The following is a 15,091-nucleotide window of genomic DNA, read 5'->3' as shown; positions in this document are numbered from 1 at the left end:
ATGATCCCACGTTATTTGGTCGATTTTGAGCTGGACGGGCTTCCGGTCAAAGAGACCGACGTCATCGTGATCGGCGGGGGCATCGCCGGCATGTTCGCGGCGATGGGCGCCAGCGAGACGGAACGCGTTCTGATGATTACGAAGAAGTCGCTGTTCGACAGCAACACCCGGTATGCCCAAGGGGGTATCGCGGCGGTCATCTCCGAGGAAGACTCGCCCGAATTCCACCGCCAGGACACGCTGCTGGCGGGAGCGGGCCTCTGCGATCCCGCGGCCGTCGACGTGCTCGTGCATGAAGGGCCGGAAGGCGTGAAGGCGCTGATTCGGTACGGAACGATTTTCGACGAAGAAGACGGACACTTCGCGCTGACGAAAGAGGGAGCTCATAGTCAGCGCCGTATTTTGCACGCGAACGGAGATGCGACGGGATTCGAGATCGTCCGCGCGTTGGCGCAGAAAGTGCAGACGAACGACCGGATCGAGCTGTGGGATGAACACTTCGCGCTCGACTTGCTGACCGAGGACGGAACCTGCTACGGCGTTCTCGTGCAGCGTCCGGACGGGAGCCGCGTCGCGGTGCGCGGCAAGGCGGTCATCCTGTGTACGGGCGGCACGGGCCAGCTGTACCGGTATACGACCAACCCGGAGGTGGCGACCGGAGACGGCATCGCCATGGCTTACCGGGCGGGCGCGGTCATCCGGGACATGGAGTTCAATCAGTTCCATCCGACGTCGCTCTGCTATCCCGGCGCGCCGAGATTTCTCATTTCGGAAGCGGTTCGCGGCGAAGGAGCTTACCTGCGCAACATCCGGGGAGAGCGGTTCATGGACAAATATCATCCGCTGCTCGAATTGGCGCCGCGCGACGTCGTGGCCCGGGCCATCCTCAGCGAGATGGAAGAGACCCAGTCGACCTACGTGTATATCGACATTACGCACGAATCTCCGGAACTTATCCGGCACCGTTTTCCGACCATTTACGAATTCTGCCTGAACTACGGGCTCGATATGACGACGGATTGGATTCCGGTCGCTCCGGCGGCTCATTATATGATGGGCGGCGTTCGCGCGGACCTGAACGGCGAGACCAGTCTCAAGCGGCTGTTCGCCTGCGGGGAAGTGTCGTCGACCGGCGTTCACGGCGCGAACCGGCTGGCGAGCAATTCGCTCTCGGAAGCGATCGTATTCGGCCGGCGCATCGTAGACCGGATTCGGGAGCTTTCGCCGCTCCAAGGGAAGTTCTCCGCTGAATGCAAGGGCGGTCGCCAAGCCGCGCCGATGGGGGCTGTCGTGGAACGCCGGCTGAAGCTGCAGAAGACGATGGTCCGCTACGTCGGGCTTCGGCGGAACCGCCAAGGGCTGCTTAAAGGAATGGATGAGCTGAAGCGGCAGCTTCCCCTGTATCAGTCCGCACTGACGAAGCGGGAAGAGCTGGAATTCGCCAATTTGCTTACCTGCGCGCTGTTGATGACGGAAGCGGCCCTGAACCGGGAAGAAAGCCGAGGCGCTCATTATCGGGAAGATTTCCCTGAGCGGAACGACCGGGAATGGCAGAAACATACGATCATGGAACGGGAAAAAGCGATCGGCGAGGAGGCGCTGGAAAATGTTTGAACGCGAGAGCGACTGGAACGTCGCCGGGCCGGCGCTGGAAGCGGTGCGGGCTCAGATTCGCGCCTGGCTGGCCGAGGATATCGGGAGCGGGGACGTAACGACGATGGCGACGGTGCCGCAGGGCCATCAGTCGCGGGCGATCATTCATGCGAAAGCTTCCGGCATTCTGGCCGGGATGCCGGTCGCGCGGCTCGTCTTCGAAGTCGTCGACCCCTCGCTTCAAGTGGATTCGCAAGCGAAAGACGGGGAGCGGATCGAGCGCGGCCGCGTTCTCGCCGTGGTGGAAGGCTCGACGCACAGCATCCTCACCGGGGAGCGTCTGGCGCTGAACCTGCTGCAACGGATGTCGGGCATCGCCACGGTCACCCGCTCGTTCGTTGACGCGGCGGAAGGGTACCCCGCGCGCATTGCCGATACGCGCAAGACGACGCCGGGACACCGCACGTTGGAGAAGTATGCCGTGCGCGTCGGGGGCGGGGCGAATCACCGGTTCGGCCTGTTTGATGCGGTGCTGATCAAGGACAACCACATCAAGGCGGCGGGCGGCGTCTCCGCGGCCATTGCCGCCGCCAAACGGCGCATTCCCCATACGATGAAAGTCGAGATCGAAGCGGAATCGCTGGCCCAGGCGGAAGAAGGAGCGCGCGCCGGGGCCGACATCGTCATGCTGGACAATATGAATTCCGCAGCGATGACGGAAGCGGTCTCCGCCGTCCGGCGGATCGCGCCCCATGTCGTGCTCGAAGCTTCCGGGGGCATGCGCCGGGAGCGGGTCCGGGAAGTGGCCGCGACCGGCGTCGACGTCATCTCGGTGGGCGGGTTGACGCATTCGTTCGAAGCGCTCGACATCAGCTTGGACTTGAATGAGAAGAAAGCGGGGGACCCGGCGTGATTCTGGTCGTCGATGTGGGGAATACCAACATCGTGCTTGGCCTTTACGAAGGTTCCTCGCTCGGGCGCCACTGGCGATTGAGTACCAACCGTTCCGCCACCGCGGACGAATATGGGATTTTGCTGTCCAATCTGTTTCAGCTGGCGGGCGTCCGCAAGGAGGAGATCGAAGGCGTCATTCTCGCCTGCGTCGTCCCCCCGCTCGTTCCGACGCTGGAGCGGATGTTCCGCGAATATGCCGGACACGAGCCGATGGTGGTCGGGCCGGGCATCAAGACCGGGCTCAATCTTCGCTACGAGAATCCGAAAGAGATCGGAGCGGACCGGATCGTCAACGCGGTCGCCGGACTGGAGCGCTATGGAGCCCCGCTCGTCGTGGTCGACTTCGGCACGGCGACGACGTTCGATTATCTGGATCCGTCGGGCGCGTATTTGGGCGGCGTTATCATGCCGGGAATCGGCATCTCGGCGGAAGCGCTGTACGAACGGGCCTCGAAGCTGCCTCGCATCGAGCTGGTCAAGCCTCGTCAGGTCATCGGACGGAATACGGTGGCGGCGATGCAATCGGGTCTTATTTTCGGCTATGCCAGCCAAGTGGACGGCATCGTGCACCGCATTCGCCGCGAGCACCAGGTAAGGCCGAAAGTCGTGGCGACCGGGGGGTTGGCGGAGCTTATCGCGGAAGAGGCGGAGACGATCGATCATGTCGATCCGATGCTGACGCTGGAAGGGCTTCGTCTGCTTTACGAACGGAACGTTTAAAGCAAGACCGGACCGCCCCGCACCGGAAGGAACGACGAACGAAGGGGGCGGCTTCGGCAAAAAGAAAGGAAGGGGACGAAGCATGAACGATCTACTGGTGCGGGGAACCGCCTGGGACGGCGGAATCCGCGTGTTCGCCGCGCGGACGACGCAGCTCGTCGGAGAACTGCAGCGCAGGCACGGAACGTACCCGACCGCGACCGCCGCACTCGGACGGACGGCTACGGCCGCCGCGATGATGGGAGCGATGCTCAAGGGCGGCGAGAAGCTGACCGTGCAGATCAAGGGCGACGGACCGCTCGGCCAGATTGTCGTGGACGCCAACGCGGCGGCCGAGGTACGCGGGTACGTCGACGACCCGCGCGTTCATCTGCCAAGCAACGCGCAAGGCAAGCTGGACGTCGCCGGGGCGGTCGGTCGAACCGGATATCTTCACGTGACGAAGGACTTGGGGCTCAAGGAACCTTATCGCGGAAGCGTTCCGCTCATCTCGGGCGAGTTGGCCGAGGATTTCACTTATTATTTTGCATCGTCCGAGCAGACGCCGTCGGCGGTCGGGCTGGGCGTTCTCGTCGACACGGACGAGTCTGTCCTCCATGCCGGCGGCTTCATTGTGCAGGTCATGCCCGGTCTGTCCGAGGAGCAGCTTGCGAGGCTGGAACGTGCCGTCGCCGCGATGCCGCCGGTAACGGCGCTGCTGGATCAAGGGGAGTCTCCGGAAGAGATCCTTCGCTTCCTGGTCGGGGATGATCTGACGATTCACGAGACGGCGGAGCCGCGGTTCGTCTGCCAGTGCAGCCGGGAGCGGGTAGAGCGCACATTGATCAGCTTGGGATCGGAAGAATTGCGGAAAATGATCGAGGAAGACGGCCAAGCGGAAGCGCACTGCCACTTCTGCAATGAAACCTACCGATTTGACGCGGCCCAGCTCGAAGAGCTGAGAAGCCGCGCCATTCCCGAATCGTAAAGGGGGATGGAGATCATGGAGCGGACGAGGCGGCTGAGCGGGCCGTTCGTTCTGCTGGCCATCTTGTGCATCCTGTTGGGAGAGACCGGTTGCCAGTCGAATTCGGGCGGAGAGGCGGACTCCCCTTCTTCCGGGGGACCGCAGAGCGGAGCTCCCGGCATCGCCGGAGTGACCGGCGTCTCCGGAGTGGCCGGCGTCTCCGGAGACGCCGAGAGCGAAGGCGCGAAAGGCACGGCGGAAAATGCCGGCGAGGATGCGGTGGCGGCGATCGCGGGAACTTCCATTACCCGCGAGCAGCTGGTGAATGAGCTGATGGCGGAAGAAGGAGCGCAGACGCTGCGGGAGATGATGCTGCGGATTGCGGTCGAACAAGAAGCGGACGCAAAGGGGATCAAGATAACGGACGAGGAAGTGGATCAGGAGCTGCGCGCCAGAAGCGAGAACTACGGCGGCGAATCGTCGTTCTACGACGCGATGCAGACGCAGCTCGGCATGAACCGGGACGAGCTTCGCCGGGATGCCAAATACCAGCTGGAGCTTCAAGAGCTGGCGATTCGGTCGGTCAAGGTGGCGGATGCCGATATCGATCGGTATATCGACGAGCATCAAGCGGATTTCGGGCCGCGAATCGAATGGAAGCTGGCCCACATCGTGCTGCCGAGCGAGAAGCAGGCTCAGGCGTTGCTGAGCCGGTTGGAACAAGGAGAAGACTTCGCGAAGCTCGCGAAAGCTTATTCGACGGATAAGAATACATCGGACGGCGGAGGCGATCTCGGCTGGGTGGAAGCCGACGATCCTTTTGCGGACCAAGCTCTTCTCGAAGCCGCGGGAGAGCTGGACGTCGGGCAAGCGACAGGGCCGGTTCGAACGGAGAACGGTTACGAGATCGTTGAATTGAACGGCAAGAACGAGAAGCCCGGAATGGACGCCCAATCGGCCCGCCGGGAGGCCCGCCGCCAGGTTGCGCTTAGCCGCGCCGCGCCGATGGCGGATCTGGAGCAGTCGCTTCTGGACAAGTATCAGGCCGTGATTTTCGACAAAGAGCTGAAGCCTTAAACATATGCTTGATACAAGAAGGATCATCGCTATTGACAATCGTACTTATCGTTGATAAGATGGGAAAAGATGAATGCCGACTGATTTAGTCGGATTAAGGCACGGGAGCGTCGGTGGCGCTCCCTCATTTTGGGAGGGAATTGGTCATGGCAAGAATCGTACAGAGCGTCACCGAACTGATCGGCGATACTCCGCTTGTCCGCCTGAATCGCGTCGTGCCGGAAGGCATCGCGGAAGTTTACGTCAAGCTGGAATACCAGAACCCGGGCTCCAGCGTTAAAGATCGCATCGCGATCAGCATGATTGAAGTGGCGGAGCAGGAAGGCAAGCTGAAGCCGGGCGATACGATCGTCGAGCCGACGAGCGGCAACACCGGCATCGGTCTGGCGATGGTTGCCGCGGCCAAGGGCTACCGCGCCATTCTCGTGATGCCGGAAACGATGAGCTTGGAGCGCCGCAACCTGCTTCGCGCTTATGGGGCGGAGCTCGTTCTGACGCCGGGATCCGAAGGCATGAACGGCGCCGTCAAGAAAGCCGAAGAACTCGTAGCCGAGAATCCGGGCTATTTCCTCCCGCAGCAATTCAAGAACCCGGCCAACGTGAAGATCCACCGCGAGACGACCGGTCCAGAGATCGTGGAAGCGATCAATTCGCTGGACGGCAAGCTTGACGCGTTCGTTGCCGGTATCGGAACGGGCGGCACGATCTCCGGCGCGGGCGAAGTGCTGAAGAAGAACTTCCCGAACATCAAGATTGTCGCCGTCGAACCGGCCGCATCTCCGATTCTGTCGGGCGGCAAGCCGGGCCCGCACAAGATTCAAGGGCTGGGCGCGAACTTCATTCCGGACATTCTGAACCGGGAGATTTACGACGAGATCGTTACGATCGAGAACGAGGAAGCGTTCGAAATGGCTCGTACGGTCGCCAAGAAGGAAGGCCTGCTGGTGGGCATCTCCTCCGGCGCCGCCATTACGGCCGCAATCAAGGTTGCCAAGGAACTGGGCGCCGGCAAGCGCGTCGTCGCAGTCGTTCCGTCCAACGGCGAGCGCTACCTGAGCACGCCGCTGTTCAACTTCGATAACTAATATCGAGACCAGCTACGGCTACGGCCGCGATCCCGATCCGCTTCGCTGCGGGTCGGGATTTTTTATGAGCAGATCGGATCTAAATCGGGGGGCCCCCGAAAGTAATCGGAATAAGCTACGACGCACGGGGGATTTTATCGCGGGGGGATCGGCTTGGAGGCAGCATGGACGTCTAAGAGGCAATGGGAGCAATGGATTCGAGAGCCCGCAGGCTCGTTCACCAAGCTGCCTTATCTGCGCAAGTATCGGCTGGCTCCGGGAGAAGACCGGCCGTCCTTGTGGCGCAGCGCTTGGGAGGAAGCGGGGGAGCATGCATTCGTGCTGGAGAGCGGCCGGGCGGGCCGCTACTCCTTCCTCGGCCTGCGGCCGAGCGCCGTCATTCGCGGCACCGGCAGTCTCGCTTCGGCGTCCGTGCCGGACGAGCGAGAGAACGGCGGCTGGCGAACGGAGACGATGGAAGGGCCGCCGCTTGAGCTCGTGCGCGGCTGGATGGCTCGGCACCGGGCGCCCAGGATTCCGGATGCGCCGAAGTTCGTCGGCGGCTGCGTCGGCTTCTGGGGTTACGACGTCGTCCGCTCGCTGGAGCGCCTTCCGGATTTGGCGCTCGGCGATCTCGGGCTTCCCGATTACGCCTTTCTGCTGATGGATGAGTTATGGATCGTCGACCATGATTTGCGGGAGCTGATCTGCGCGATTCACGTTCCGGCGCCTTCGCTCGCCGAGCTGTCGTCCGCACACGAGGCCGCCGCCGCCCGCGTGGAAGAGATGAAGCGCTTCTGGGACGGAGTCGTCCGCGACTCGGAGAGCGAGGAGGCCCGGACGTTCCTCGAAAAGATGCGCGCGGCCATGGAACGGGATCGGATGCACATGGACGTGGAAGCCTATGAGGGAATTCGAACCGCTACTTCCAAAGACGATTTCATGAGGGCAGTCCGCCGCATTCAGGAGTACATCGCGCAAGGCGACGTTTTCCAGGTCAATCTGTCGCTGCGCCAGAGCCTTCCGGTCCGCAGCCGCCCCGAAGACTTGTACGAGTGGCTCCGCAAGGTCAATCCGTCCCCATACATGGGCTTTCTTCGCTTTCCGGATTTTACGCTCGTCTCCGGATCTCCGGAGCTGCTGGCGAAGCTGGAGGGAGAGCGGATGAGCGCCCGGCCGATCGCGGGAACAAGGCGGAGAGGCCGTACCGACGAAGAGGACCGGGAGCTGGCCGGCGAACTGCTCTCCAGCAGCAAGGAGCGGGCCGAGCACATCATGCTCGTGGATCTGATGCGCAACGATCTTGGCCGAGTCGCCGCCTACGGCACGGTGAAGGTGCCGGAGCTGCTTACGATCGAGCGCTACTCGCATGTCATGCACTTGGTATCGCAGGTGGAAGGGGCGCTGACCCCGGGCAAAGACGCATTCGACGTGCTGGCTTCGGCTTTTCCGGGCGGAACGATTACGGGCGCGCCGAAGATCCGCACGATGGAGATTATCGAGGAACTGGAGCCCGTCCGCAGAGGGCCGTACACGGGCTCGCTCGGGTGGATTGACTACTCGGGCAATATGGAATTTAATATTATTATCCGAACCATGGCGATCAAGGACGGCATCTGCCATATTCAGGCGGGAGCGGGCATCGTCATCGATTCCGATCCGCAGCGGGAGTTCTATGAATGCCTGAACAAGGCCAAGGCGCTTTGGAAAGCGGTGCAGTACGGAGAACGGCAGAGCGGCGAAGCTTAAGAAGGCGGACGGCACGGCGAGGCCGAAGGAGGAAGTTTCATGATTCTGGTCATCGACAATTACGATTCATTCACGTATAACCTGGTGCAATATCTCGGCGAGCTCGGGCAGGATATTCAAGTATTCCGCAACGACGAGATCGATCTGGACGGCATCGCGGAGCGGAAGCCGGACCATCTGCTGATCTCTCCCGGCCCCTGCACGCCGAACGAGGCGGGCGTCAGTCTGGGCTTGATCGAGCGGTTCAAGGGCGAGATTCCGATTCTCGGCGTTTGCCTCGGCCACCAATCGATCGGACAGGCGTTCGGCGGCGATGTCGTGCGGGCGGACGAGCTCATGCACGGGAAGACGTCGGACATCTTCCACGACGGCAAGACGATCTTTGCCGGTCTCGAAAATCCGTTCACGGCGACGAGATATCATTCGCTGATCGTCAAACGGGAGACGCTGCCGGACTGCCTGGAAGTCAGCGCGGAGACGGAGGGCGGCGTGATCATGGGACTTCGGCACAAAGAGTACGTCGTCGAGGGCGTTCAGTTTCATCCCGAGTCGATCATGACCGGCAGCGGAATGACGATTCTGCGCAATTTTCTGGACTACCGGTCGGGGATGCGCGCATGAAAGTTCTTCTGGACGGACAATTAAGAAGCAGCGAGCAAGCCGTGATCTCGGTTTTCGATCACGGCTTTCTGTATGGGATGGGCTTGTTCGAGACGTTCCGCACGTACGGGGGGCGTCCGTGGCTGCTGGAACGCCACGCCCGGCGGCTCGCCGAAGGCTGCCGGCTGCTCGGGTTCCGTTATGAGCCGGATCCGGCCCGCATGGCGGCGGATGTCGCCCGGCTGGCGGAAGCGAACGGCTTGACGGACGCCTACGTGCGCTGGAGCGTCTCGGCCGGGGACGGCGTACTCGGTCTTCCCGCAGGCGATTACGGCTCTCCCCGCGAGATCGTCTACGTCAAGCCGCTGGGGCCGGACGAGCCGGGGACCCGGTCTTGCAAGACGCTGCGTCTGCTGCGCCTGCGCAGGTCCGGACCGGAAGGAGAGTTCCGGTTGAAATCCTTCCATTATATGAACAATATTCTTGGCAAGCGGGAATTGGCCGCATCCGGAGCGGGTCCGAGCGTCGAAGGTTTGTTCCTGGACGAGAGCGGGTACGTATCGGAAGGACTGGTCAGCAACGTTCTTTGGATCGCGGATGAAACGCTGCATTCGCCGTCTGCGGAAGCGGGACCGCTCGCGGGCGTGACGGCGGCGTTCGTGCGGGAGCTGGCGGCCTCCCGCGGTCTGCGGACGCGGGAGGGACTGTATGCGTGGAACGACCTGCCGTCCGCCGAAGAGATTTTCGTCACCAACTCCATTCAGGAGATCGTGCCGGTCACGGCGTTGGAGAACGCGGGAGGGGAAGTCCTGAATACCTGGCCGCAAGTGGGAAAATGGACGAAGCTATTGATGGAAGAATACCGGAGCAAGGCGCAACAGGGGGGATGGTCTTGAGGCCTATCTTTTATGAACGGCTATACTCGCTTCCAGGAGGGGTGACGCTGGAGCTGGGTCGGCGGACGCTGATTATGGGCATTCTGAACGTCACGCCCGATTCCTTCTCGGACGGCGGACGCTACTACGATCTGGATGCCGCGGTGGAGCGGGCTCGAACGATGGCGGACGAAGGCGCGGACCTCATCGATATCGGCGGCGAATCGACACGTCCGGGGCACGAACCGGTCCCTTGGGAGGAGGAGGCGCGGCGTATCGTTCCCGTCATTCGCGCCGTCCGCGATGCGGTCGCGCTGCCGATCAGCGTCGATACGTATAAGCCCGAGACGGCCCGGCTGGCGCTGGAAGCGGGCGCCCACATCCTGAACGACATCTGGGGATTCCGGCGCGATGAAGGAATGGCGCGGCTGGCTGCGGAGTATGGATGCCCGGCCGTCCTTATGCACAACCGGAACGAACGGGACTACGCCGATTTCGTCCCGAACGTGCTGGACGATCTGAAGCGGAGCGTCGAACGGGCCCATGCCGCCGGCGTGGCCGACGAGAATATTTGGCTCGATCCCGGAATCGGCTTCGCCAAAGATTACGAAAAAGATCTCGAACTGCTCGGCCGCTTGGACGAGCTGGCCGCGCTCGGCTACCCGGTGCTTCTCGGCACTTCCCGCAAAAGGGTCATCCGCACGACGCTCGGTCTGCCGTCAGAGGATGTGGTTGAGGGCACGGCCGCGACGACGGCGCTCGGCATCATGCAGGGCTGCCAGATCGTAAGGGTGCACGACGTCAGACAGAACAAGCGTGTCGCGGCGATGACGGACGCGATCGCTTACCGTCAGAAGGCGAAGGAGGTTTGGTAACGATGGATCGGATGCTGCTGAAGCGAATGGTGTTTTATGGGTACCACGGCGTTTTTCCGGAAGAGAATAAGCTCGGTCAGAAATTCATCGTCGACTTGGATTTGCGGCTGGATCTCGCCCGCGCCGCGCGTTCCGACGACGTGAACGACACGGTCAACTATGCGGAGATCCACGAGCTGATCAAGAAGATCGTCCAAGGGGAACCCGTCAAGCTGATCGAGACGCTGGCCGGAAACATTGCAAGCGCGGTGCTCGGTACGTATACTATTATCATTGAAGCCGCCGTGTCGGTGACCAAGCCGAATCCTCCGTTCGACATTACGTTCGACGGCGTGACGGTCGAGCTTCGCAGAATCCGGGACGCAAGCGGCAACGTCGTTCCCGCAGAGGATTGAAGCAGTCGTGAAAGAAGCATATGCGGCGCTAGGCGCCAATCTGGGCGACCGGGAAGAGTCGCTGCGCGAGGCGATCCGCCGTCTCGGCGAGATTGAAGGCATCGAGGTGCGGCGGACCTCGTCCGTTTACGAGACCGACCCGGTCGGCTATACGGACCAGCCCGCTTTTCTCAATATGGCGGTTGCGCTTGGAACGAGCTTGTCCCCCCTGGAGCTGCTTCATGCGATGCTGGGCATCGAGCGGGAGATGGGTCGCGTGCGGAATATCCGATGGGGCCCTCGCTTGATCGACCTGGACCTGCTGCTCTATGAAGGCGTCCGTTCGGATACCGAAGAATTGACGCTCCCGCATCCCCGGATGGGGGAGCGGGCGTTCGTGCTGGTGCCGCTGAGCGACGTCTGGCCATCGGAAGGAGAACCGTTTCCGTGGCCGGAGGCCGTATCGGAAGAAGCCCGGAGACGGGATGGAATACGCAAATGGGAATCGGCCGAAAGCGCGGTTCCTATTCGAAAGGAGTGAGTATTGATGTTGAAGATTGGCGATATCGAGATGAACAACAACGTCGTCCTGGCACCGATGGCCGGCGTCTGCAACCCGGCTTTCCGTCTGATTGCCAAGGAGTTCGGCTGCGGCCTCGTGTGCGCCGAGATGGTCAGCGACAAAGCGATCCTGCACGGCAACAAGCGGACGCTGGAAATGCTGTTCGTCGACGAGCGCGAGAAACCGCTGAGCTTGCAAATTTTCGGCGGGGATAAGGAGTCGCTGGTGGAGGCGGTACGGTTTGTCGACCGGAACACGAACGCCGACATTATCGACATCAACATGGGCTGCCCCGTGCCGAAAGTCACGAAGTGCGACGCAGGAGCCCGCTGGCTGCTTGACCCGAACAAAATTTACGAGATGGTATCGTATGCGGTGGATGCCGCCAAGAAGCCGGTCACGGTGAAGATGCGCATCGGCTGGGACGATGAGCACATCTATGCGGTCGAGAACGCCCAAGCCGTCGAGCGCGCGGGCGGCGCGGCCGTCAGCGTGCACGGGCGTACCCGCGAGCAGCTGTATACCGGCCATGCGAACTGGGATATTATAAGGGACGTTAAACAGGCCGTATCCATTCCCGTGATCGGGAACGGGGACGTCTTCTCCCCCGAGGATGCGGAACGGATGCTTTCGTATACCGGCGTAGACGGCGTCATGATCGGGCGCGGCGCGCTCGGCAACCCGTGGATGCTCTATCGGACCGTCCACTATTTGACGACGGGAGAGATTCTTCCGGAGCCGTCCCCTGCCGAGAAGGTACGCATCGCGATGCTCCACCTCGACCGCTTGATCAATCTCAAGGGCGAGGCTCAGGCGGTTCGCGAGATGCGCAAGCATCTGGCCTGGTACCTGAAAGGGCTGCCGGATGCGGCCAAGGTCAAGAACGAGATCATGGAAATGACCGCGCGCTCGGCCGTCGAGACGAAGCTGGCGGAATATGTCGCCTCCCTCGGCGAAGCGGAAGCGGCCGAATCGGCGGCGGCTTCGGAGGACGGACAGCTCGTTCACTAAAGCCGGAAAATCAGGTAAAGTTTACTGCGGAGGCAGGCTTTTCCGCTAATTGACATTTCCATGGGGTTGAAATATAATCGTTAACAATATTCGCAACCGGGTGCCATGTAATCGGTTGCTTTTGCTTTCCATCGTGTCGGTCCGTTACGGTCAAGCGATATACGGCGGTCCGCCCACACGCGCTGGATGCGGCCCCATCATGCTTCCGCATGGAAATTATACCTTCGACAGGAGATCGGTGAGATGAGCGATAAGGAAGTCCTTCTGACCCCGGACGGGTTGAAGAAGCTCGAAGAAGAACTGGAGAATCTCAAATCGGTCAAGCGGCGCGAAGTGGCCGAGCGAATCAAGATCGCCATCGGATATGGCGATATCAGCGAGAACTCGGAGTACGAAGACGCGAAAAACGAACAGGCCTTCATCGAAGGCCGCATCATTACGCTGGAGAAGATGCTTCGCAACGCGCGAATCATCAACAACGACGAGATCGATCTCGATACGGTCGGCATCGGGTCCACCGTTGTCGTGGAGGATTTGGAGTTCGGCGACGTGGTCGAGTACACGATCGTCGGAACCGCCGAATCCGATCCGCTGAAGAACCGAATATCCAATGAAAGCCCGGTCGGGCGCACGATTATCGGCAAGAAGAAAGGCACAACCGTCGAAGTCAACGTCCCCGCGGGCATCATTCAATACAAGATCGTCGATATCAAGAAATAAGACCGAAGCAAGTCAACGAATGGCGGTCAGCGAAGGGCGTCATGAACGGCCCGGCTGATCGCCCTTTTCACGATTCGGACAGCCGACGGCTCTGCCCGGGATTGACTGCGGCGCCATCTTCGCGTCCTCCCCGGTCGGAGCGGCCGGTTTGCTTGATTCGAAGCTTCCTTCGGAAGCTTTTTTGCAGTGTTGGCGCCATGCAACGGAATTTTAAGTAAAAACGGAATTTTTAAGTGAAGGGGAAGTTCACAGATGGAACAAGGCAATCTGACCGAAACGGTCGAACTCAGCGAATTGCTGCAGATTCGGCGCGGGAAGCTGGACGAGCTTCGCGGGCTCGGCATCGATCCGTTCGGCGTGAAGTTCGATCGCACGCACCAAGCGGGCCCGATTCTGGCCGAATACGATGCGAAGTCGACCGAAGAGCTGGAGGAGCTGAACGTGCCGGTGGCCGTAGCCGGCCGCATTATGCAGAAGCGTGTCATGGGCAAGGCTTCGTTCGCGCACATCCAGGATTTGACCGGGAAAATCCAGATCTACGTACGGGCCGACTCGGTTCCGGAAGCGAAGTATAAGGCTTTTAACCTGCTCGACATCGGTGACGTTATCGGCGTTCAGGGCACGGTCTTCAAGACGAAAACGGGCGAGACCTCGATCAAGGTAAGCGACCTCGAGGTGTTGACCAAATCGCTGCTTCCGCTGCCGGACAAGTTCCACGGGCTGAAGGACGTCGAGACGCGGTACCGCCAGCGTTACGTGGATCTGATCGTCAATCCGGACGTGCAAAAAACGTTCATTACCCGCTCGCGAATCATCCAGTCGATGCGGCGTTACCTGGACGACCGCGGCTATCTGGAAGTGGAGACGCCGACGCTGCATGCGATCGCGGGGGGAGCGGCGGCCCGTCCGTTCATTACGCACCATAATGCGTTGGACATGCAGCTTTACATGCGGATCGCGATCGAGCTGCACCTCAAGCGGCTGATCGTCGGCGGCATGGAGAAAGTCTACGAGATCGGCCGCGTTTACCGGAACGAAGGGGTCTCCACCCGGCATAACCCCGAGTTTACGCTGCTGGAGCTTTACGAAGCGTACGCCGACTATGAAGACATCATGCGGCTGACGGAGGATTTGATCGTCCATCTGGCCCAGGACGTGCTCGGCACGACCCAAATCGTTTATCAAGGGCAAGAGGTCGATCTGTCGACGCCATGGCGCCGCGAATCGATGACCTCCCTCGTACAGAAAGCCGTCGGCATCGACTTTACCGCCGAGATGAGCGACGAGGAAGCGCATCGCCTCGCCAAGGAGCACAAAGTTCCTGTCGAGCCGCATATGACGTTCGGCCATATCGTCAACGCGTTTTTCGAGACGTTCGTGGAGCATACGCTCATTCAGCCGACGTTCGTCACGGGACATCCGGTCGCCATCTCTCCGCTCGCCAAGAAGAACGAGAAAGATCCTCGTTTTACCGACCGGTTCGAGCTGTTTATCGTTGCGCGCGAGCACGCCAACGCGTTCTCGGAGCTGAACGATCCGATCGACCAGCGCCAGCGCTTCGAGGCGCAGATGGTCGAGAAAGCCGCCGGCAACGACGAGGCGCAGGATTTGGACGAAGATTTCATCCGGGCCTTGGAATACGGACTTCCACCGACGGGCGGACTGGGCATCGGCATCGACCGCCTGATCATGCTGCTGACGGACTCGCCTTCGATTCGAGACGTTCTGCTGTTCCCGCATATGCGCGAAGAAGATTGATGATATCGGCCGCCGGACCGTCGGTTCGGACGGCCGATTCTGTCCTCTCTAGATCACTGGAACGGGTACCAACTATTCACTTCGCAAAAAATGTGCGGAAAGAGTTGCGAACGCCCCTTGGACTATGATATATTATTCAAGTCGCCGCTGAACGGCAGCGAAGAGAGACGAATGAAGCAAGAGATTGCAAGAAAGACCTTGTTCCTTGAAAAC

General features: G+C 60.9%; 15 protein-coding genes. All 15 read left to right on the top strand.

From position 1 onward, the window contains the following. A complete protein-coding gene (nadB, locus tag H7C18_RS20735) occupies positions 1–1,614 on the top strand; it encodes an L-aspartate oxidase (RefSeq protein ID WP_185131021.1) in 1,614 nt (537 codons plus the stop codon). Continuing rightward, positions 1,607–2,506, top strand: coding sequence for a carboxylating nicotinate-nucleotide diphosphorylase (nadC, locus tag H7C18_RS20730; RefSeq protein ID WP_185131020.1), 900 nt, complete (start codon positions 1,607–1,609; stop codon positions 2,504–2,506). Before nadB ends, nadC begins: the two co-directional genes overlap by 8 nt. Further along, positions 2,503–3,267 carry a type III pantothenate kinase gene (locus H7C18_RS20725; RefSeq protein WP_185131019.1) on the top strand — a complete coding sequence of 255 codons (765 nt, stop codon included), beginning with the start codon at positions 2,503–2,505 and terminating at the stop codon, positions 3,265–3,267. Before nadC ends, H7C18_RS20725 begins: the two co-directional genes overlap by 4 nt. Before the next feature lie 82 nt (positions 3,268–3,349). Further along, entirely contained in the window at positions 3,350–4,234 is an 885-nt protein-coding gene (gene hslO / locus H7C18_RS20720) for an Hsp33 family molecular chaperone HslO (protein ID WP_185131018.1), read from the top strand. A gap of 15 nt (positions 4,235–4,249) precedes the next feature. After that, positions 4,250–5,290, top strand: coding sequence for a peptidylprolyl isomerase (locus H7C18_RS20715; protein ID WP_185131017.1), 1,041 nt, complete (start codon positions 4,250–4,252; stop codon positions 5,288–5,290). A 146-nt stretch (positions 5,291–5,436) separates the two neighbouring features. Next, positions 5,437–6,375: a cysteine synthase A gene (gene cysK / locus H7C18_RS20710; protein WP_185131016.1), complete on the top strand. Its 939-nt coding sequence runs from the start codon at positions 5,437–5,439 to the stop codon at positions 6,373–6,375. Positions 6,376–6,528: 153 nt separating this feature from the next. Beyond that, positions 6,529–8,103 carry an anthranilate synthase component I family protein gene (locus H7C18_RS20705; RefSeq protein WP_185131015.1) on the top strand — a complete coding sequence of 525 codons (1,575 nt, stop codon included), beginning with the start codon at positions 6,529–6,531 and terminating at the stop codon, positions 8,101–8,103. Positions 8,104–8,142: 39 nt separating this feature from the next. Further along, positions 8,143–8,724, top strand: a complete 582-nt coding sequence (gene pabA / locus H7C18_RS20700) for an aminodeoxychorismate/anthranilate synthase component II (RefSeq protein WP_185131014.1) — start codon at positions 8,143–8,145, stop codon at positions 8,722–8,724. Then, positions 8,721–9,599: an aminotransferase class IV gene (locus H7C18_RS20695; protein WP_185131013.1), complete on the top strand. Its 879-nt coding sequence runs from the start codon at positions 8,721–8,723 to the stop codon at positions 9,597–9,599. Before pabA ends, H7C18_RS20695 begins: the two co-directional genes overlap by 4 nt. Next, positions 9,596–10,453, top strand: a complete 858-nt coding sequence (folP, locus tag H7C18_RS20690; protein ID WP_420481876.1) for a dihydropteroate synthase — start codon at positions 9,596–9,598, stop codon at positions 10,451–10,453. The genes H7C18_RS20695 and folP overlap by 4 nt, the downstream gene beginning before the upstream one ends. Before the next feature lie 2 nt (positions 10,454–10,455). Further along, positions 10,456–10,848: a dihydroneopterin aldolase gene (gene folB / locus H7C18_RS20685; RefSeq protein WP_185131011.1), complete on the top strand. Its 393-nt coding sequence runs from the start codon at positions 10,456–10,458 to the stop codon at positions 10,846–10,848. Positions 10,849–10,855: 7 nt separating this feature from the next. Further along, positions 10,856–11,368 (top strand): 2-amino-4-hydroxy-6-hydroxymethyldihydropteridine diphosphokinase, encoded by a 513-nt coding sequence (gene folK, locus H7C18_RS20680; RefSeq protein WP_185131010.1) that lies wholly within the window; start codon positions 10,856–10,858, stop codon positions 11,366–11,368. 6 nt (positions 11,369–11,374) lie between these two features. After that, positions 11,375–12,400 (top strand): tRNA dihydrouridine synthase DusB, encoded by a 1,026-nt coding sequence (gene dusB, locus H7C18_RS20675; protein WP_185131009.1) that lies wholly within the window; start codon positions 11,375–11,377, stop codon positions 12,398–12,400. Between the two features lie 243 nt (positions 12,401–12,643). Next, positions 12,644–13,120 carry a transcription elongation factor GreA gene (gene greA / locus H7C18_RS20670; RefSeq protein WP_185131008.1) on the top strand — a complete coding sequence of 159 codons (477 nt, stop codon included), beginning with the start codon at positions 12,644–12,646 and terminating at the stop codon, positions 13,118–13,120. A gap of 252 nt (positions 13,121–13,372) precedes the next feature. Further along, positions 13,373–14,878, top strand: a complete 1,506-nt coding sequence (lysS, locus tag H7C18_RS20665) for a lysine--tRNA ligase (RefSeq protein ID WP_185131007.1) — start codon at positions 13,373–13,375, stop codon at positions 14,876–14,878. Positions 14,879–15,091: the final 213 nt, after the last annotated feature.

Source organism: Cohnella zeiphila, assembly GCF_014212055.1.
GTDB classification, from domain to species: Bacteria; Bacillota; Bacilli; order Paenibacillales; family Paenibacillaceae; genus Cohnella; species Cohnella zeiphila.
Note: the sequence above shows the minus strand (reverse complement) of the source record. Positions and strands in the feature narration are given on the sequence as shown.